Source organism: Sphaerimonospora thailandensis (genome assembly GCF_016863115.1).
GTDB lineage: Bacteria > Actinomycetota > Actinomycetes > Streptosporangiales > Streptosporangiaceae > Sphaerimonospora > Sphaerimonospora cavernae.
In genome coordinates, this window is record NZ_BOOG01000018.1 from 86,982 (window position 1) to 107,125 (window position 20,144).

The 20,144-nt window shown below is 68.2% G+C and carries 15 protein-coding genes; 7 read left to right on the top strand and 8 right to left on the bottom strand.

Annotated features, from left to right (window positions below):
• The first annotated feature begins 19 nt into the window (after positions 1-19).
• From lanKC to Mth01_RS10940, 5 genes are all read left to right on the top strand, one after another.
• Positions 20-2,599, top strand: coding sequence for a class III lanthionine synthetase LanKC (gene lanKC, locus Mth01_RS10920; protein ID WP_204015400.1), 2,580 nt, complete (start codon positions 20-22; stop codon positions 2,597-2,599).
• A gap of 79 nt (positions 2,600-2,678) precedes the next feature.
• Positions 2,679-2,810 (top strand): SapB/AmfS family lanthipeptide, encoded by a 132-nt coding sequence (locus tag Mth01_RS10925; RefSeq protein WP_204015418.1) that lies wholly within the window; start codon positions 2,679-2,681, stop codon positions 2,808-2,810.
• 232 nt (positions 2,811-3,042) lie between these two features.
• On the top strand, positions 3,043-3,747 hold the full coding sequence (locus Mth01_RS10930) for an ABC transporter ATP-binding protein (RefSeq protein ID WP_239089565.1): 705 nt from the start codon (positions 3,043-3,045) through the stop codon (positions 3,745-3,747).
• Positions 3,744-6,233, top strand: a complete 2,490-nt coding sequence (locus Mth01_RS10935) for an ABC transporter permease (RefSeq protein ID WP_204015424.1) — start codon at positions 3,744-3,746, stop codon at positions 6,231-6,233. The genes Mth01_RS10930 and Mth01_RS10935 overlap by 4 nt, the downstream gene beginning before the upstream one ends.
• A gap of 74 nt (positions 6,234-6,307) precedes the next feature.
• Positions 6,308-8,104, top strand: a complete 1,797-nt coding sequence (locus Mth01_RS10940; RefSeq protein WP_204015427.1) for an ABC transporter ATP-binding protein — start codon at positions 6,308-6,310, stop codon at positions 8,102-8,104.
• A 141-nt stretch (positions 8,105-8,245) separates the two neighbouring features.
• Here Mth01_RS10940 and Mth01_RS10945 read toward each other — a convergent pair whose 3' ends face one another.
• The 4 genes from Mth01_RS10945 to Mth01_RS10960 all read right to left on the bottom strand — a co-directional run bounded on the left by Mth01_RS10945 (position 8,246) and on the right by Mth01_RS10960 (position 12,535).
• Positions 8,246-8,854, bottom strand: coding sequence for an SH3 domain-containing protein (locus Mth01_RS10945; protein WP_204015430.1), 609 nt, complete (start codon positions 8,852-8,854; stop codon positions 8,246-8,248).
• A gap of 158 nt (positions 8,855-9,012) precedes the next feature.
• Positions 9,013-10,062, bottom strand: coding sequence for a glycosyltransferase family 9 protein (locus tag Mth01_RS10950; RefSeq protein ID WP_204015433.1), 1,050 nt, complete (start codon positions 10,060-10,062; stop codon positions 9,013-9,015).
• On the bottom strand, positions 10,059-10,877 hold the full coding sequence (locus tag Mth01_RS10955) for a glycosyltransferase family A protein (protein WP_204015436.1): 819 nt from the start codon (positions 10,875-10,877) through the stop codon (positions 10,059-10,061). Before Mth01_RS10955 ends, Mth01_RS10950 begins: the two co-directional genes overlap by 4 nt.
• A gap of 122 nt (positions 10,878-10,999) precedes the next feature.
• Positions 11,000-12,535, bottom strand: a complete 1,536-nt coding sequence (locus Mth01_RS10960; protein WP_204015439.1) for a M28 family metallopeptidase — start codon at positions 12,533-12,535, stop codon at positions 11,000-11,002.
• Positions 12,536-12,770: 235 nt separating this feature from the next.
• Between Mth01_RS10960 and Mth01_RS10965 the strand changes: the two genes are divergently transcribed.
• Entirely contained in the window at positions 12,771-13,679 is a 909-nt protein-coding gene (locus Mth01_RS10965; protein ID WP_204015442.1) for a sulfotransferase family protein, read from the top strand.
• Entirely contained in the window at positions 13,676-14,842 is a 1,167-nt protein-coding gene (locus Mth01_RS10970) for a glycosyltransferase family 4 protein (protein WP_204015445.1), read from the top strand. The genes Mth01_RS10965 and Mth01_RS10970 overlap by 4 nt, the downstream gene beginning before the upstream one ends.
• Here Mth01_RS10970 and Mth01_RS10975 read toward each other — a convergent pair.
• From Mth01_RS10975 to Mth01_RS10990, 4 genes are read right to left on the bottom strand one after another with little or no spacing between them, the layout of a single operon-like run.
• Positions 14,835-15,272: a hypothetical protein gene (locus Mth01_RS10975; protein WP_204015447.1), complete on the bottom strand. Its 438-nt coding sequence runs from the start codon at positions 15,270-15,272 to the stop codon at positions 14,835-14,837. The two genes, Mth01_RS10970 and Mth01_RS10975, sit on opposite strands and share 8 nt — an antisense overlap.
• On the bottom strand, positions 15,269-17,866 hold the full coding sequence (locus Mth01_RS10980; RefSeq protein WP_204015460.1) for a multicopper oxidase domain-containing protein: 2,598 nt from the start codon (positions 17,864-17,866) through the stop codon (positions 15,269-15,271). Before Mth01_RS10980 ends, Mth01_RS10975 begins: the two co-directional genes overlap by 4 nt.
• Complete coding sequence (locus tag Mth01_RS10985) at positions 17,863-19,119, bottom strand: hypothetical protein (protein ID WP_204015463.1); 1,257 nt, start codon at positions 19,117-19,119, stop codon at positions 17,863-17,865. Before Mth01_RS10985 ends, Mth01_RS10980 begins: the two co-directional genes overlap by 4 nt.
• Positions 19,116-20,024 (bottom strand): helix-turn-helix transcriptional regulator, encoded by a 909-nt coding sequence (locus Mth01_RS10990; RefSeq protein WP_239089555.1) that lies wholly within the window; start codon positions 20,022-20,024, stop codon positions 19,116-19,118. The genes Mth01_RS10985 and Mth01_RS10990 overlap by 4 nt, the downstream gene beginning before the upstream one ends.
• Between the last annotated feature and the right edge of the window lie 120 nt (positions 20,025-20,144).

The window sequence follows — 20,144 nt, forward strand, 5'->3', positions numbered from 1 at the left end:
CGGACGAGAATGGTGTATAATGGCTGACCCTCGGTATGGTGCATACTGCCTCTCCGATCCGGAGTTCTATGATCGGATGGACCGACTTACTTCTGCGGCGGATGAGTTGGCTGTTCACCAGATGCCACTGCCGGCAGGATGGGCGAGAGAGACTCTGGGGCCGTGGATTACCTACCGGCCTTCGGCGGTGGATATACCATCACAAGGATGGAAGGTTCACGCATCGGCGACGGCGCGAAACGCACAGCGGGTGGCTTCCGCCGTGTGGGACTATTGCACGGGCAACGGTATCGCTTTCAAAGTCACCGCAGGCGTCAAGGAGTACATCTACAGCAACTCCAAGTACGCTGACCGGTCGGCCGGCGGAAAGCTGGCTGTGATCTATCCGACAGACGAAGCGCAGCTGGAGAAGGTCCTCACTGAAATGGGATCGGTTCTTCAAGGTGAGGAAGGGCCGTACGTGCTAAGTGACCTTCGTTGGAAGGACGGCCCGCTGTACGTCAGATACGGCGCGTTTCTGGAACGGACACACGTCGACGAGAATGGTGTGGTGAGGTCTGTCATCGCGGACCCTCGCGGTAATCTTGTTCCCGATCCTCGAGGCCCTGTATTCAGTCCGCCAGACTGGGTGCACATCCCCGATTTCCTACTGGGAGAGCTTGAACGGCGCGGAGAATCGAAGGTCGAGGATTTTCCTTACCAGATAGTCGATGCGCTGCACTTCTCCAACGGGGGTGGCGTATACGAAGGCAGGGACCGCGCGACGGGGCGTAGGCTCCTGATCAAAGAGGCGCGTCCGTATGCGGGCCTGGATACGGCCGGACGTGATGCGGTCATGCGCCTGCGGGCCGAGCGGGACGTCCTGGAGCAGTTGCAAGGTCTCCCATGCGTTCCCGAACTGGTGAATTACTGCACTCTGGGCGACCACGAGTTCCTGATCGAGGAGTTCGTCGAGGGGACACCGCTCAATCGGCTCTACGCCGTGAAGACTCCCCTGACTGGCGATCTACGCAATCGGGCCGAAGTCTCTGAGTACCGCCGGTGGGCTGTGCGTGTGTGGGAGTCGGTCGCCGCCTCGGTACGGGCGGTGAACGGCAGAGGGATCATATTCGGCGACCTCCATCCTTTCAACATCATCGTTTTCGATAACGGAGAGGAGATACGTACAACCCTTGTCGACTTCGAGGTGAGCTGGCGGGTGGGCGAGGAGCGGCAGATCACGCTGGAGCACCCAGGATTCGGAGCGCCGAGGGACAGGCAGGGAACCGATGTCGACGAGTATGCACTGGCTGCCCTGAAGCTCTCCCTCTTCGTGCCGTTGACGATGCTCGTCCGGTTGAACGTGGAGAAGGCCGGTCACCTCGCCGTAATGATCGCTAAGACCTTCGATGTGCCGCAGAGCTTTCTGGATGACGCCGTCGCGACGGTCTCCGGCGCTGGCCGGGAAGGCCATGGAAGGTCCAACGATCTCGGTATCGAACTATCAGCCGAGTCGTGGCCGCACACGCGGGACTCTATGAAGCGGGCGATTCTCGCTAGCGCATCCCTCGACCGCACAGATCGTCTCTTCCCCGGAGATATCGCGCAGTTTGCCGAGGGTGGGGGATTGGCGTTCGCCTGTGGAGCGGCCGGCATCCTCTGGGCGATGGATATCGCCGACGCGGGGCGTTACCAGGCGGGGGAGCGCTGGCTCATCGAACAGGCGCTGCGCGATCCAGGCCGGCTTCCGGGTGGTTTCTACGACGGTGCTCACGGGGTCGCCTACGCGCTGTGGAAGCTTGGTCACGGTGATGCGGCGACGGATCTGCTGCGCAGCAAGATGAAGGACGACTGGGAACGGTACGGCAACGGCCTCTACGACGGCTTGGCCGGAATGGGACTCAACTGGCTGGCATTCGCCGACGGCACCGGTGACGGGGCGTACCTGGATCGAGCGGCGCGGATCGCCGACATCTTGCGGCGACGCCTCGGCGGGCCGGAGGACGTGCCGGAGACGAGCGGTGGGGAGGGGCCTGTCGCCGGGCTCATGCACGGGTCGTCCGGAATCGCGCTTTTCCTGGTGCACATGTTCGAACACACGGGTGAAGAGGCATACCTGAAAAGCGCCCGGACGGCCTTTGACCAGGACCTCCGCCGATGTGTCGTCGATGACCGCGGAGCGCTCGTGGTCAACGAGGGATGGCGGTCGGTACCGTACCTTCGTGTCGGCAGTATCGGAATAGGATTCGCGCTCCGCCACTACCTGCGAGTCCGTCATGACGACGAGCTCCAGAAGAAGCTATCAATGATTCAGACGGCGGCTCAGTCTGACTTCTATGTATTTTCCGGCCTATTCGATGGCAGGGCCGGGATGCTCCTGTTCAACGCGACCGCGGGGCAGGCTCGCAGGCCGCTGGAGAATGACGCGGTCATGGCACAGGCACGAGGCTTGGACTGGCACTCACTTCGGCGTGACGAAGATATCGTGTTCCCCGGAAACGAGCTGCTCCGCTACTCCATGGATCTCGCGACCGGCTCCGCCGGCGTCATGCTGGCGCTCGCGGCGGCGAACGGCATCCGCAGAGATGGTGAGACCGTCTGTCTTCCGTTCCTGTCCTGACCCATACAGGCTTCCGGGGCCGCCCGGTTCCGGAGAAGTTCCTTCTTCAACCTGAAGAAGGAAGAGAAAGGAGATAGAGATGTCCGTGTACGACCTGCAGGGCATGGCCGCCCAGTCCCACTCGGTGGGTGCCCTCGCCAACAGCGGTGTCAGCTGGTGGTCCTGTGGAGACCACAAGCCGAGCGAGATCTCGCTCTTCGCCTGCGGTTGATCCATCGGGCAGTGCCCATTGAGCGAGAGACGGCAGATCTCAGGGTTGCCCGTCGTCTCTCGGTGATGAAATGAAGAGGGCGGGTGGTCCAGGTGATAGCTGGACCACCCGCCTTCCGAAGGTTAGCAAGGTCGGCTAGCGAGGAGACGGGATGACGGCGGAACGTTCGGTGAGGAAAGCAGGACCTGCGAGAGTGGACACGCCCCAAAATCCCGTCGTTCTGTTGGCCGATGTGGATGTCACGTACGGAACGGGGTCGGCGGCTGTGGTCGCCCTGCGGAAGGTGAACATCTCCTTCACGGCCGCGGAGTTCACCGCGGTCATGGGCCCCTCCGGCTCGGGCAAGAGCACCCTGCTGAAATGCGCAGCCGGGTTGATGAGTCCCACATCTGGATCTGTCCGCCTCGGCGACCTGGAGCTGACGGCAATGCCAGAGGCGGAGCTCGCGGTGGTGCGCCGACGGAAGATCGGGTTTGTGTTTCAGGCGTTCAACCTGCTGCCCGCCCTGACCGCCGAGGAGAACATCACCCTGCCGTCGCTGCTGGACAAGCGCGAGATCGACAGGGAGTGGCTGGCCGAACTCATCAGGAAGTTCGGCCTCGAGGAGCGGACGGGGCATCGCCCCCACGAACTGTCCGGCGGGCAGCAACAGCGGGTAGCCGTCTGCCGGGCGCTGCTGGGCCGTCCCGACGTGATCTTCGCCGACGAGCCGACCGGCGCTCTGGACAGCCACGCAGGTCAGCAGGTCCTCGACGGGCTGCGGACGGCCGTGGACACCATGGGCCAAAGCGTCGTCATGGTGACGCACAACCCAGTGGCCGCCGCGCACGCCGACCGGGTGGTGTTCCTGGCCGACGGTACGGTCGTCGACAAGCTGGAGAAACCCACAAGCGATGCAGTCGCCTCCCGTATGAACAGGCTGGAGCGACGCGCATGATACGCCTGGCGTGGCGCACGATCACCAAGACCAGGAGCACTGTCGTCGGCGCGTTCGCCACGCTCGCGCTCACCGGAGCGCTCATCTGCGGAATCGGGTTCCTGCTGGACTCCGGACGGCACTCCCACCTTCCCACGGAGCGGTACGGCGGTGTGCCGATCGTGGTCCATCCGAAAGACCCGGACATGCGCCGAGGCGCCATCCCTGACGACCTGCTCACCGACCTGCAACGCGTTCAGGGCGTGGAACGGCTGGTTCCTGAACGGACCTTCCCGGTGAGCCTTCTCGACGATCGGGGGAACCCGGTAGCCGTACCCGGTGCGCGATCGCTCGGCCATGCTTGGGACAGTTCGGTGCTCACGCCGTTCACGGTTCGGACGGGAGCGCCGCCTTCGAATGAGAACGAGGTCGTCCTGGACGCCCGGCTCGCGGAGCGGAGCGCGGCGCGCCCGGGTCAGTGGGTCATCCTGTCCGTCAACGGCACCACTGGCAGGTTCCGCGTCGCGGGGGTCGCGAGCGCTGCGGCCGGAGCGGACTGGATCTATCAATCGGCTGTCTTCTTTCACCCCACGCAGGCCGTACGGCTGAGCGGTACGGGGAACCACGTGGATGCGGTGGGTGTCTATCCGGCCGCGGGCTCCGACACGCTCGTCCTGGCTCGGAGGCTGGACAGCGTGATCGCTTCCCGGTCTCTTCTGAAGGTGTCGAGGGGAGAGGACCTCGGAGCGGCCGAAGGCAATCTACGTGATGATGCCTCGACGAGTGAATCCGCAGTCATCACCGTGGCGGTTTTCACGGTGATGCTCTCCGCCGTCGTCCTCACGGGGGCGATGGGTCTGTCCGTGCGACGCAGAGGGCAGCAGATCACACTGCTGCGTGCGATCGGAGCGACCCCCCGTCAAATCCGGGCGATGCTCGCAGGCGAGGGCCTCCTGATGGCCGTCCTCGCCATGGTGGTCGCTGTGCCGGTGGGGGCTCTGGTAGCGAACGGGCTGGCCATGTTCTTTGTCGGCATCGGCGCTCTGAGTCCCGCCTTCCGGCTCTCCTACGGGATAGCACCTCCGCTGGAGGCGGCGGGGATCATCCTGGTGGTTGCTCAGCTCGTCGCGTTGGGCGCCACCCGGCGGGCACTGGCCCATCGCCCTGAGGACGTCATCGGTGAGGTGCAGACGGAGGGGCGCCGCGTTGGGAGATGGCGGACCGGGATCGGCCTGGTTGCGCTGGCCGGTGCGGGTGCGATGTTCGTTCTGCTCGCCGGTACGGAGGCGGGTGCCGGAGCAGCCAGCCTGCTTCTTGGGCTCCTCCTGCTCACACTGGTCGCGTTCGGGCTTCTCGGACCCTGGCTGATAATGGGGGTCGCGGCCGCGGGTCGCCGGAGAGTGCGGCGCAGCGCCTTGGGTTTCCTCGCCGTGGCCAACATGTCGTTCAGCCACCGCCGTTATGCTTCGGTCGCGATTCCCCTGATGGTTGGGTCGATCCTGGGCGGGGTGCTCCTGGGCATCCAGCCGGTGACAGATCAGCGGATCGCGGAAGAGGGCCGCTCCCACATGCACGGCAGCTATGTCATGACAAGTGACGGTGGGCTCGCGGAGGCGGTCCGGTCCGCCATCGAGAAGATTCCCGGGGTGGCTGCCGCAGTCGGCCTCGAAGGTCTCCTGCTTCCGACATCACTGGTCACCGCCGAAGCCCGGGGCCTGGATCGGATCGAGGTGGTGTCCGGTTCCGTCTCCGACATCGCCGACCTGCGATTGACGAAGGGATCACTGGCCGAGATGGGGGCCGAAACGGTCGCCGTCAGCACCGCCTATGCCGTCGAACGGAAAGTCACGGTCGGCGACCGGATCGCCATCGTCGCCCCCGGGCAACCGCAGCCGGTCACACTGCGAGTCACCGCGATCTACGAAAGATACGCCTGGCTCGGAGACGTGCTGGTGGACGTTCGCGCTCTTACCGGCAAGTTTCCGGTCGCTACGTACTCTTCTATACATGTACGGCTCACTCCGGGCGGTGATCCGGCCCGCATCGCGGCTGATCTGGGCCGTGCCGGCGGGACCCCGTCATCAATCAAGGTGAGCGACCAAGACGAATGGCGACGCTGGCTCAGGGACGAGAACAGCAGGTCCAACCAACCGTCGCAACTGCTGATCCTGGTTTTCGTGGCATTCCTGGTGCTGGCGTCGGCGAACAACCTGCTCGGCTCGTTCGGCGGCAGGGGCGCGGAACTGGACAGCCTTCGGCATCTCGGCGGTACACGGGCGCAGATCCGTACGATGCTCGCCTGGGAGTCGGTACTCGTTACAGGTACCGCCTTGGCTGTCGGTGCGGCGGTTACCGTGGCTCTTCTGACCCCGTTCTCGCTGAACGCCGGTGTGGGATTTCCGCCGATTCCCGCCTCCCTCCTGGTCACGATCGTCAGCGGACCTGTCGCCGTGATGCTCGCAGCCCTCGTGTTCGGCGTGTGGATCACTAGAGAGGTGACGAGGTGACAGCGGATAGTGGCTTGCTGACTCCGTCCTTACTTCTGAGGCCTTTCCGGACCAGGATTCTGTTTCTCCTGTCGGTGGTCGCCGTCAACGCGGTGCTCGCCGTCGTGCCGGCGATGCTCGGGCAGCGACTTATCGACGAAGGGGTGCTGGAACACGACCTGTGGCGAATCGGCATCCTGGGCTCTGCGCTGGTGGCTGTGGGGATCCTGGCAGCGGGGACGACCTTGGTCGAGCGGAGACTGAGATTGAGTCTCGGCGAGGGGGTGGTGGCGACGCTGCGCGTCGATCTCTTCGACCATCTCCAACGACAGTCCGCCGGATTCTTCGCCGCATCCAGGACCGGGGCGGTCGTTGCCCGACTCCATGGAGACGTTCAGGGCATACGCAATGTGATTCACCGTACGCTCCCCACGGTGGCATCCGCGTTGATGACGCTGGTGTTCGCGGGGACCGCGATCATCCTGATCGAGTGGCGGGTAGCTCTCGCGGTTCTCCTCCTCGCACCGGTCGTATACGGGTTGACAATGGTCTTCGGCAGAGCCCAGCGCCCTCTTGCCCAGCAGGCGCTGGTGGCGACTGCCGATCTGGACGCGATGGCCGCCGAACGGCTGAGCCCGGGCGGAGCAGAGATCATCCGTCTTTTCGGTGACCGGGACAGGGAGGTCGATCACTTCCGGGGCCGGGCTCATCGCCTTCGTGATGTGTCGGTCCGTGCCGGGATGATCGAGGCGCGGCTTGGAGTGTCTCTGACCCTGTTGATCGCACTCGTCACCGCGGCTGTTTATGTCGTGGGTGGGCTTCTGACCACAGTAGGTCACATGTCCGTCGGCGGACTGGTGGCGATGATCGCTCTAATCGCGGGCGTCTACGGGCCTATCACCGCACTGCCTGGAGCCAAGTTGGAACTGGTCGCGGGGAAGGTCAGTTTTGAGCGTATACAGGAAGTCCTGGATTTCCCTCCTGCGGTCACAGAGCAGCCCAGGGCGCGGCCGGTTCACGGTTCCTCTGTCACTTTCTCAGATGTGGGCTTCTCATACCCACCGAGGGAATCGAGCGTGCTCGCTTCACTGAGCGTCGAAACTGAGGAAGGAGCGATGGCGGCGCGTGGCGGTCGTGCCAGAGTCCTCGATGGGATGAGCTTCAGCGTGAGGGCGGGTACCACGGTAGGGATCGTTGGCCGTTCCGGCACCGGCAAGTCGACGATCGCCCGTCTGCTGACAAGATCATGGGATGTCGATTCGGGTCGGATCGAGATCGGGGGTCAAGATGTACGTGCTGTGACCCTGTCCTCCCTTCGTCAAGCCGTCGGTGTCGTGACGCAGGATATCTTCCTGTTCAACGACACCGTCAGGGCGAATCTGCTGCTTGCGTCTCCTCGTGCGGACGAGGACGAGATCGTACGCGCATGCCGTACCGCTCAGTTGTGGGATGTGATCAAGAAGCTTCCCGACGGACTCGACACCGTGCTCGGGGATCGGGGAGTCCATCTGTCCGGTGGAGAGCGTCAAAGACTGGCGATAGCCCGCCTGATCCTCAAGGCGCCCGAGATCGTCGTCCTGGACGAGGCGACCGCCCACCTTGACACTGTCACTGAGAAAGCGATTCAGAAGGCACTCCGGCCGTTCCTGGAGGGGCGAACCTGCCTGGTGATCGCTCACCGACTGTCCACGATTCGTGACGCGGACCAGATCCTGGTCGTTGACGATGGACGTCTCGCCGAACAGGGAACTCACGACGGACTGATGCGGCGCGGTGGTCTGTACAGTCGACTTGTACGCGAGGCCGACGACGCGGATCTGGGCAGGGGCGCGATCGATGGGTGTCACCGCTGCCTTCACACTCATGGCGAACCCGTTAGCCGAGGTGCATGAAGCACGCCGCCTATATTCGTCGGACTACAACGCCACTGGTTGCCGCCGAGTCCAAAGGAACCCCGCCCCCGGCCGCTGGGATGGCCGGAGGCGGGGCGGGGGTTGGTTTTCCGGAGTAGTCGTGGTTTCCGGAGTGGTCTGTCAGTTCACCTTGTGCAGGTAGTGGGTGGAGGCCCAGCCCTCCCGGCCGTTCGCTGCCTTCACCGCGGCCCAGCCGTGCCTGCTGCCGCAGGATCCGACGAACCGCCCGTCGGCCACCCGCAGCCTGCCCACCGGCCGGTAGCGGACGCTCGGACCCCTGCGGACGTTGAGGTAGCCCTTGTTGTGCACCTTCCTGAGCTGGTAGGCGCACGCGAGGTCGGGAATCCTGATCGCGGGGGTGGAATGCACCCTGTGCAGGTAGCGAGCGTGCGCCCAGCCGAGCCTGCCGTTCCTGGTCTTGACCGCCACCCAGCCTCTCGACGCTGAGCAGGCACCGGCGAAGCGGCCATTGGCCATGGTCAGCCTGCCCACCGGCCGATGTTTCACCCCCGGGCCTCTGCGTACGTTGAGGAAGCTGGAGTGGCGGACGTGCCGCACCTTGTAGGCGCAGGTGAGCGCCGGGCGATGCGCCTGCACGGTGGTTCCGGTCTTCATGGACTGGGGATCGGGGCGGGCCGCGTCGGCCTGGGCGGACGGGCTCGAAATCATGAGCCACCCCGCCGTGGCGCAGGCCGTGAGCACGGGGATGATCCGTTTGGCGATCGTCACGATGTCTCCCTTCGGTTCGCATCGCTCTCGCCGGGAGGGGTCGGCCATGTGATGTTCACCGAAGGTTGTTCACCGATTACCCTGTGTTTACACCCGCCCCGCGGGCCTCTCCTTTTCTTTTACCTTCGACCGGCCAGAGGAGCCCAGAAGGGCCGGGGTCAGCCGAGGCCGAGCAGGTCGGCGGCCTGCTCGGCGGCCTCGTCGACGGTGACCTCGGCCACCCACGAGGCGTCGTGGGGGCAGCGCGCCACGGTGAGATCGACCCCGCTGGCGCCGCAGACCGGGCATGCGGCGGTCCAGGAGACCAGGGGCCGGTGCCGCGTGCGCGTCAGCGGTCCGGCGTTGACGAGGTTGCCGCACCAGTAGATCCCGATGGTCGGGGTGCCGACGGCGGCGGCCAGATGCCGGGGGCCGCTGTCGTTGGAGATCACCAGTGCGCAGCGCTCGTACAGCGCCGCCAGCCCGCCGACGCTCAGCATGTCCACGACCTGTACGGACGACGTCCCGGTCGCGGCCGCGACCTCCTCGACCACGTCCCGTTCCTTGCCGGTGCCCGTGATGACGACGGGCCGGCCGAGCCGGTCCGCGACGGCGGCGAAGCGTTCGGCCGGCCACCTGCGCCGCGGGTCGCTCGCGCCGGGATGCAGGGCCACCAGTCCGGGCCGCGGTTCGCCGAGCACACGTGCCAGCTCGGCCCGGTCGGCGTCCGTAACGGCGAGACGGGGCTCGACGGCGTCGGTCGTCGCCCCCACCAGGGATGCCACCTCCAGGTACCGCAGCACCTCGTGCTGGTAGTACACGTACGGCACCCAGCGGTCGAGGCGTTCGGCGTCGGGGGAGCAGAGCCCGGCGGTCACCCGCGCGCCCAGCCGCCGCACGAACGGGTTGGAGTAGCGGCCGCCGCCGTGGATCTGCACGGCGAGATCGAATCGGTGACCGCGCAACTCGTCGAAGAGGTCGTCGGGGGCGCGGTGCCCATCGGCCGCCTCGGACACCCCGGAGATCGGCGGCAGCGCGATCACCTCGTCCACCGGACCGGGCCGGCCCGTGAGGAGGTCGGCGTGCCAGGACCTGGCGAGCAGGGTGATCCGCGCGACCGGATAGGCGCGGCGCAGCGCCTCCAGCGCGGGCAGCGCCAGCAGCAGGTCGCCGAGCGCGTTGGCGCGCAGCACGGCGATGCGCCGGACGCCGTCGACCAGCGCGCTCACGACGCCTCGAACACGTAGTCGTAGCACTCGGCGCGGCGGTCGGTGACCGTGGTGGGCAGTTCCAGGTGGTAGGCGCGGCTGGGCAGCAGCCCGGCTCCGCCGTACCGCTCCATGACCCGCAACTGTGCGACGACGTCCTCACCCGCGTGCCGGGGCGGGACGCGGCGCCAGAAGTCGAACCCGCCGCAGGCCGTCAACCGGGTGCGGTCGTAGAGCACGCATCCGCCGATCCAGGCCACCTTGTACGGCTGCCAGCCCCGGTCGGCGTCCCCGATTCTTTCCGCGAGATGCAGGGGGTTGGCGGCGTTGTGCAGCGTGTACCGCCGCCACGCCGGGGTTTCGCGCCGCACCCGCTCGGGCCGTACCTCGCCGTTCCACGCTTCGTACGGCGACAGCTCATGGGGGCGTACGTCGTCCCGGTGGGACAGGCCGTGCAGGGCGAAGCCGACGAAACCGCAGCGCAGCCGTCCCATCGCGGCCAGCAGCACCTCCACCGCGTCCGGCTCCAGCCACACGTCGTCGTCCAGGTAGAGCACCAGCCGTCGATCGGCCCGGTCGAGCAGGAACGCCCGCTGTTCCGCCATTCCCAGTGGCGGGACGTGGCGGTGGAGTTCGACGGGCCGGCCGCGATGGGAGAGGATCCGCGTCGCCGCCGCCACCAGGGGGTCCTCGCCGACCGGGCTCCCCGACTGGTCGGAGATCACGACACGGAATCCGGCGACGGTCTGGGCCGCCAGGCCGGAGAGCGTGACCGCGAGTGCACCGGAGCGGTCTCGGGTGGGGATCAGCACATCCAGATCTGACGGGGCGAACATGCGCGCCAGATACCCCTGAGGTCATCAAGCAAACGGTGGCCGGGGCGACCCCGGGCCCGGCAAAGCGAACGAGCCCCGATTTCTCGGGGCTCGTCGCCGTTCAAATCACCTGGGGATCGTCCTTACCGGGTGAGCTCGTGGTTGGGAGCCTCGGTGCCGGGGGTGGACGCGACCGACGCGGCGGCCGTACGGGCGGTGGCAGGCGCGCCCTCGCCGGGCAGCTTGGTGGCGTACGCGTACGTCACGGCGGCGGTGGCGATGGCGCCCGTGTTCAGGGCCAGCGCCTTGTCGTTGATGTTGGAGATGTCGTCGCAGGCCTGGTGGTAGCAGGAGTCGTAGGCCTGGCCGGCGGTGCCGCCGAACATCTTCTGCTCCTCGGCGGTCTTGATGCCCTCGGCGCCGGTGAACAGGCCGCCGGACGGGATGCCCGCGTCCATGAAGGGCCCGTAGTCGGACCGGCCGTCGAAGTCGGTGCCCACGTGCTTCTGGCGGAGGGCGTCGAAGTACTTCTCGAAGAGCTTCTCGATCTGGTCGGATCCGGCCGGGCCGGCGGGTGCGCCCTCGCCGTCGGAGTCGTCACCGTCGTAGATCTTCAGGGCGTAGTTCGGCGAGCCGACCATGTCGAAGTTGAGGTACAGCTTCGTGTTGGCCAGTTCCTGGGCCGACAGGTTCGCCACGTAGTGCTCGGCGCCGAGCAGGCCGAACTCCTCAGCACTCCAGAACGAGAAGCGCAGCTTGTTCCTTGTGGGGATCTTGCCGAGCGTCCGGGCGACCTCGAGGATCGCGGCGCTGCCCGAGCCGTTGTCGTTGATGCCCGGCCCTTCGGGCACGCTGTCGAGGTGGGCGCCGAGGTGAACGACCTTCTTCGGGTCGCCCCACCTGGAGTCCGCGATGACGTTGTGCGTGGTCTTCACCGCGCTCGTGGTGTCCGTCTTGAGCCGGGCCACGGTCCCGGCGGCCGAGAGCTCCTGGCCGGCTGCGAAGGTGGTGCCGACCACGGGGATCGTGACCGACGGCTCGCCCAGGGTGCCGTTGAGGAGATCGGTGCGGTCCTGCTGGCCCTCGTTGAAGATGATGGCCCCGGCCGCGCCGGCGGCCTGTGCGTTCTCCGCCTTCACCTGGAAGGAGCAGGTGCCGCGCTGCATCAGGGCGATGCTACCCGCCGTGAATCCGGCGAAGTCGGCGGCCTCGCAACCGGAGGAGGAGGAGTTCGGCGCGCCGGGCGGCAGCACGAGGTCGACGTTCTGCACGGCGGCCGTCACGTCACCGGACCCGGAGTAGGTCATGATGGTGAAGTCTTCCGCCGAGTAGGTCTTGGGGCTCGGCGCGGTCCGCTGCAGTACGGCGGGGGAGTTCTCCGAGAAGAAGGGGAAGTCGAACTGCTGGAGCGTGACCTTGTATCCGGCCTTCTTCAGCACGCCCGCCACGTAGTCGCGGGACGCGTCGTGTCCGGGGCTGCCGGCCGCGCGGTTGCCGCCGTTGGCGTTGGCGATCTGCTGGAACTTCTGCAGGTGCTGCTTGACGGCCGAAGCGACGACCGAATTGATCAGCTGAGCGGGCTTGGGGTTCGCGCTCGCGGGTGTGGCCAGCGCGAGCGGGAGCACGAGAGCGGCGGCCGCTGTGGCGGCGCCGACCCCTCTGCCAAGGGTGAAGGGCATTGGGCTCTCCTTCGGGTCCAATGTCAGGAAATGTCCCCCGTAGTGGTACTGATCGGGAAACTTAGCCGCTGTCAATCCATCCGTGAAGGGCCGACAGCATCCCTCTTCTCAGTCGTTATGTAGAGCGGCGAGGACGCTGCCCGCTTGATGGCATATTTGGCGCTTTGCACTCTATGTCGGTTTTTGAGGGTAACTCTCAGCTATCTTCCAGGAAGCATCGGTAACTTGGGGCGGCATGGCATGGCACCGCAAGGTCAACGATGCGCTGGTCAGGTACACCGGGATACAGATCAAACGGGTGGGGAACGCGGGTTCCGCGGCCCCGGCGGCGGCCTCTCCCGCCGTGCCGGGGCAGGCTCGACCGGATGAGGCGGCGGCCGTACGGCCGCCGGCCGACCCGGAAAACGATCGGCTGCTGACAGCGCCGATCTTCATCATCTCCCCTGTGCGGTCGGGCTCCACCCTGCTGCGCGCGATCCTGAACGCTCACTCCCAGCTTCACGCTCCACACGAACTGCACGTGCGCCGCCTGAGTGTGGGGTTCGGCACCTCCCTGGCCGAACGGGCGATGGAGGCACTCGGCAACAACCGGGCCGATCTCGAGCACCTGCTGTGGGACCGGGTGCTGCACCGCGAGCTCGTACGCAGCGGCAAGCGCTTCATCGTGGACAAGACGCCCGCCAACGCCTTCGCCCACCAGCGCATCGCCACCTGCTGGCCAGACGCGAGGTACATCTTCCTGCTGCGTCATCCCGCGTCCATCGCCGCCTCCTGGCACGAGGCCAGCCCGGACAGGCGGACCTTCGACGAGGCGGTGGCCGACGCACTGCGATACATGAAGGCGGTGCAGCGGGCCAGGAAGGCGCTGACCGGCCACACCGTGCGCTACGAGGACCTGACCGAGGACCCCGAGCGGGAGACCCGGGCCATCTGCGAGTTCCTCGGCGTGCCCTGGGAGCCGACGATGCTGGAGTACGGCGAGCAGGCGGTGCTGCGGAAAGGGCTCGGCGACTGGAAGGACAAGATCCGTACCGGCAGTGTGCAGCCCGGCCGGGAGCTGCCCGACCCCGAGTCGGTTCCCGAGGCGCTGAAACCCATCTGCCGCAGCTGGGACTACCTGTCGACGTCGGTGAGGCCGTCATGAGGATCCGCTACATGCTCCTGCACGCCTACGGCATGGGCGGCACCATCCGGACCGTGATCAACCAGGCGAACGCGATGGCCGCGTTCGGCCACGACGTCGAGATCGTGAGTGTCGTACGGCGCCGCGACGAACCGCAGTTCCGCATCGACCCGGGTGTCACGCTCACCGCGCTCGTCGACCAGCGGGACGGCGTGCGGCCCGACACGCTCGGCCGCCGTGTCTGGCGGAGGGTCCGCGGCAAGATCGTGCCGCAGGGAGAGTTCGCCGCGGGATACTTCACCGAACGGGTGGAGAGGGCCGTCATCGACTACGTCTCCTCGCTCGACGGCGGGATTCTGATCACCACCAGGCCGGCGCTGAACCTCATCGCGGCCCGTCGCACCCCCGAATCGGTCGTGCGCATCGCGCAGGAGCACATGAACCTGGTCGCCTACCCGGAGACGGTCCGGCAGGAGATCGCCCGCCACTACGGTCGGTTCGATGCCATAGCCGTACTGACCGGGACCAATCAGCGGGAATACCAGAGCCTGCTGCCGGCCGCGAGGATCGTGCGGATCCCCAACGCGGTCGACGTCGTGGACGGCGAGCATTCACAGCAGGAGAACCAGGTTGTGATCGCCGCCGGCCGTCTCGTCCCGCAGAAGGGGTTCGATCTGCTTCTCCGGGCGTTCGCCCAGGTGGCCGGGCGGCACCCGAAATGGCGGTTGTGCGTCTTCGGCAGCGGCCCGAGGCGGGACCAGCTGCGCGGGCTCATCAACGAGTACGGCCTGGGCGGGCGCGTCTCCATGCGCGGCCGTACGAACCGGCTGCACGACGAGTTGGCGAAGGCGTCCATCTATGCGCTCAGCTCTCGCTTCGAAGGCCTGCCCATGGTGATGATCGAGGCGATGACGCATGCGCTGCCGATCGCCGCCTTCGACTGCCCGACGGGCCCGGCGGACGTGCTGACCCACGAAGTCGACGGCCTCCTCGTCCCGCCGAAGGACGTCGACGCGCTCGCCGCCGCCCTCGACCGGCTCATGGCCGACCGGGACCTGCGGGTACGGCTCGGCGCCGCGGCGGCCGTCACCGCCAGGGACTACGGCCGTGGCGCGGTGATGCCTCTCTGGGAGAACCTCTTCACCGACCTGTCAGCACAGAAGACCCCCCAAGGGGTCAGGTGACCGGCAGGGCGGTGGCCAGGAGGACGATGCCGACCGAGCCGACGAGCGAGGCGATGGCCATGCTCCGCGCGAACATGGCCATGCCTCTGCCGTTGGCCCACCCGTGCAACGCGGCCGCGACCATGACGAGGACGAAGAGAAGCAGCTTGGCCGCGAGCGTCCGGCCGTAGCCGGGATAGGTGAGCGACTCCCAGGTGACCCCCTTGTGCAACGCCATGGCGATCCCGCTTGAGATCTGCACGGGCAGGAAGAACGCCCCCGTGAACATCCCGAAGCGGCGGCCGACCTCGCGGAGCACCCGGGCGCGCTGGTCCGTCTCCAGGAGCCGCCGCGCCAGCGGGAGGACGACGAGGGAGACGGTGAGCTGCCCGCCGACCCACAGCGCCGCGGTGGTGACGTGCAGGAAGCGGATGACGGACCACCAGGTCAACGGGTCACCTCGAAGATGCCGTGTGCGCCCGCCTCGCCGTGGCGCATGTCATGATCGACGAAAGGATAGTGGCCCGGCTCCGGGAAGACGGTCTCCACGAAACCGCCCTGGGCGGCGGCCAGATCGAGCACCTGGGAGCCCCCGCCGTCACCCGGACGGAGCAGGTAGGCGCCCTCCTTGTAGACGGTGTCGAACTGCGCCCCCACGATGTGGAAGGCCGTTCCCGAGGCCGGTCCGGCGGCGACCACCCACACCCGGACCCGCTCGCCGGGGCGGGCGGTCAGCGGGGCGTGGTCATATCCGGCGGCGGTGCCGTTGAACATCCAGGCGTCGGGCCGGCCGTCGTGCATCTTGGCGACCTGGGCGGTGCTGCCCGGCTGCCCGAGGTACAGCTCACCCTGGACGAGCACGTACTCCCGATCCACCTTGGCCAACTTCGGCGGATCGATGATGACCGCGCCGTACATGCCGTTGGCGATGTGCTGGAGCATCGGCATGGTCGAGCAGTGGTAGAGCCAGGCCCCGGCGTGCTCGGCCCGGAACCGGTAGGTGAGACGTTCGCCGGGCTGGATGGTGCGCATGGGCACGTCGGGCGCGAGCGATCCGGCGTGGAAGTCGATGCCGTGCCCCATCGTGTCATCGTTGATCAGTGTGACCGTGAACACGTCGCCGACCTTGCCCCGCAGCACGGGTCCGGGGACGGTGCCGCCGAAGGTCCACATCCGCTGCCGCACTCCCGGCGCGACCTCGATCTCCTTCTGGACCGCGCGGATCTCGATCTTGTGCTCGGTGCCGCCGGGCGCGGGCCGCAGCGTCGCGTCGTACGGGCGCCATCCCGTGCTCATCGGAGCGGCCAGATTGAGCGGGCCCGCCGCGGCGTGATCCATCTGATCCATGTGATCCATTGGGTTCGATCCGGTGGCCGGGCCGGATCCGGCGGCGCCCTTGACCTCGATGCGCATGGTCATGCCGGCCGCTCGGTGCCCCGGGACCGTGCACCAGCCGTCGATCGGGCCGGTGAGCGGGGGCAGTTCGAGTGTCGCGGTCTGCCCGGGGCCGAGCATCGGAGTCTGCTGGCCGGTGGCGAGACGCAGGTCGTGCTGCTGGGCGTCCCGGTTCGTCACCCTTAGCACGAGCCGGGTGCCCGGGGCCGCTTCGATCTTCCCGGGGCTGAACCGCATGCCCACCAGGGTGACCTCCACCGTCTGGACGCCCGCCCCGAGTTGGGCGGTGCGCTGTGCGCTGTTCTGCGCCGTGACTCCCGTCCCGCCGCTGAGCGCGACGGCGACGGCCACCGCGGTGGCCAGCACGCCGACCGTCACACCGCCGGCCGTGGGCGACACGCGCGGCCCGCGCGCGCGGGCCACGGTGACGGTGGCCAGCAGGACGAAAGCCCCGAGTGCGGCCAGCACGGCCGCCCAGGCGAACTGCGACACCCGGCCGGGCACGGGCAACGCGATCAGCGGCACCGCGACGTTGACCAGGGCCAGCCGGATGATCCAGCCCCGTTCCAGCAGCGCCGCGTTCCGCTTGAGCGCGGCCGGTCCGCCGCCCAGCACCACGGGCAGGAGGAAGGTCAGCGCGCCGAGGAGGGTCTGCCCGACGAAACCCACCAGGATGAACGGCACCAGCGGTTCGATTCCATGCGCGACCTGGTCGGCGGCGCGGGTGGCCACCACGGACAGGTCGGTGAGCACGGCGACGACGAACCAGGCAGTGCCCGCGGCGAGCATCCACGCGGCCGGCGTGTGCGGCCGCCGACGCCGTGCCGTACGGAGGAACGGCACGAGGGCGAGCGCGGCCGCCGCGGCGTACAGCAGCAGTCCGGCCACCGCGACCCAGCGTGCTCCGCCGAGAAACCCGCCCACCGTCACCGCGAGGCCAGGAACGGCCAGGCGCAGGGATCGGCGGGCGATCGCCCCGCTGCCGTCCGCCATCTGCGTGCGCAGCACCGTGGGCCAGAGGGTGAACAGCGTGCCCAGCACGGCCAGGCCGATCCAGCCGAGCAGGTTGACGTGGATGTGCGCGGCCTCCAGGCGCATGGTGCTGACACGCGGCGGCCATCCGGCGAGCATCAGCCCGCCCAGCGTCCCCCCGGTGATGAGCGCGGCTCCCGCGCAGATGTACCAGGCGACCACGTGTGCGAACCGGCCGCCGAGGGCCCGTCTCGACCACACGGCCAGGATCCCCACATGCCAGCCGATCACGCCGACCACGATCGCCGCGCCGGCGATCCCCACCTGGATGGGGCCGTGCGTGGCGCCGTACAGCACGGACACCACGCCGGTGTTCAGGGCGGCGAGCCGGACCGGGCGCACCCACTGCGCCGGCTCGCTGTGGCGCAGCAGCGCGATCGCGAAGTGCTCCGTCCAGGTCACGATCGCGTTGGTCACCGCGCCGAGCAGGAAAACGTGGATCAGCAGCCACTCGGGAGCGGGCAGCCGGCCGTGCGCGAGCGCCGCGACGCCCGCCAGCGCGAGCCAGGCCAGCACGACTCCGTTGGCCCTCGCATGCCAGGAGGCGCGCGAACGACGCCGCGTCGGCGGCGTCGGCCGGGGGCCCGGGGTCCCGATGCGCACATCGACCGATGTCATGACGACTCCATTTTGTGAGAGCGAGACGGGCGGGAGACGGCTCCCGCCTGATGAGCAGGGCCGGTTTGACGGGCGGACCCTGTGTGACCGGCGGCCCCCGTTCGACGGGTGGGAACGAGGCGGCCGGAGAGCACGGCGCAGCCGGCGAACGCCAGCAGCGACACCTCGCCGAGCACCCCGCCGACCGTGCGGACGGCGGGCAGCCCGCCGAGGTCGCCCGCGATCCGCACCAGCAGGGCGGCGTGCAGCAGCGCGAGCGGGCCGTACAACATCGGGTGGTACGGCAGCCGCACCCGCAGAACGGCGGGCAGGATGACCGGCGCATGGCCGAACACCATGGACATGACGAACCCGAGGAACACCGCGTGCAGCGACGCGTCGTAGAGGCCGCCGGTCTCCGGCCGCCCGAAGACCGCCCAGAGCGCGCCGGCCAGGGTCAGCCAGGCGTAACCGGAGAGCAGGCAGACGGCGGCGAAGCGCGGCAGACCGGTCGAGCGCACGGTCCGGCGTGCGATGTCGTGGACGGACAGCAGCCCGGCCAGTGCGACCATGCCCAGCCCGGCCACCCGCCATCCGATGACCGGCCAGGGCACCGAGGCGACCACGCCCGCGCCGAGCACGCCCATGGCGGCGAGGATGCCGTCGCTCGCGCGGCGGCCCTTCTCCTGATGGGGAAGGAAACCCACGTGTGCCAGCTCGAGCCGTTCTCCCGCGATGGTGAGCACGAGGAACGCCATCAGCCACGGCACCAGATCCGCTATCGGAAGCCCGCGCAGCCACAGCAGACCGCCGATGTACCAGGCGATGGCGCCGCACATCTGGACGACGACCTCGCGGCAGGGGCGACGGGCGAGCAGCACGAGATAGACGGCGAGGAACCAGCCGGCCGCGGCGGTGAGCAGCACCTGCCCGGGCCGCGCGAACCCCGCGGCGCCCGCGAGCGCGCCGATGCCGGCCAGGGCGGGCGCGGCGTAGCCCCACGGGCGGCCGAGGGCGACGGCGCGCTCGAGGGAGATGAGCGTGCCCAGGAAGCCGAGCGCCATGAGCGGGCCGTGCTGGGTGGCGAGGGTGGGGTTGGGGACGGGTACGCCGGTGCCGAGCAGGCTCAGGCCGCCCCAGAGCCCGGCGATGACCGACAGCATGGCCCCCGCCAGCAGCGGCAGCCGGCTGACGGCGGCTCCGGGGCGCGGGGTTCCGGCCTTGGCCGGGGGAACCGCTCCGCGCTCCCTGGTCTGCGGGGTTTCTGCGCTCATGATCCGGGGCCTCCGCCGCCATCGCACGAGCACGAGGTTTCCCCGTGGTCGTGCTGTCCGTGGTCGTGATGCTCGTGGTCGTGATGCTCGTGGTCGTGCAGGGTGGCGACGCACAGGTCGGGCCGTACGAACGGCTGCAGGCGAACGGCCTCGGACGGCGCGCCCATCTCGGCGAGCGCTCCCTGCATGAGGCCGAGGTGCACGCCGCAGGCGACCTCGGGATCGGACTGGGCGAGCTCGTGGAACGGACAGCGGCGCAGCTCGATGCGGGAGCCGTCGCCGACCGGCAGCGGCTCGAAGCCGGCCTCGTCGAGCAGGGTCACGATCTCGGCCGTCGTCGCCCCCAGGGCGGCCTCCATCGGCGAGCGGTCATCCGGCTCCGCGTGAGGGGGGCCATCCGCCGCGTCATCCGTCGCCGTGACGCCGGGAGGTGCCTGTTTTCCGGTGCGTCTCCCGACGCGCCTGCCGTAGGCGCGGCCCGCGGAGATCGCGGCGGCGCTCCGGTCCTCGCCCAGGCCGCCGAGGTAGGCGAGCAGCACCTCGGCGAGCAGTCGATAGTTGCGCCGATCGTCGCCGTCGCGCTCCGCGTCCGACGATTCGTGGGCGTTCGGCGAGTGGCTGTTCGGCGAGCGGGTGGTCGCCGAGTAGAGCAGGCGAGGGCGGCCCGGCCGTTCGCGGTCTTCCCGTCCGCCGGTGGCGTGGCCGTGCTCGACCAGGAGCGCGAGATGGCCGCGCACGGTGTTGGGGTGCAGCCCGACCGCGGCGGCGATCTCGGGAATGGCCATGGGCCGGTCCGCCCGCCGCAGGGTCTCCAGAACGGCCACGCGACTCACGTCCGCCAGCACCCGATGGGCGCGCGGGTCGATGTCCTGGCCGCTGCCGCCGTCGGCCGTGCTCTTAGTCACTCGTCGAGTTTCCACGGTCTGTAGTATAAATACATCGGAGACCGTGAAAAACCCCTCCGGCCGTCGGCTTGAGGGAAGAACACACTGCCGGCCCCCGGGCCGGGACGAGGTGAGGAGCCG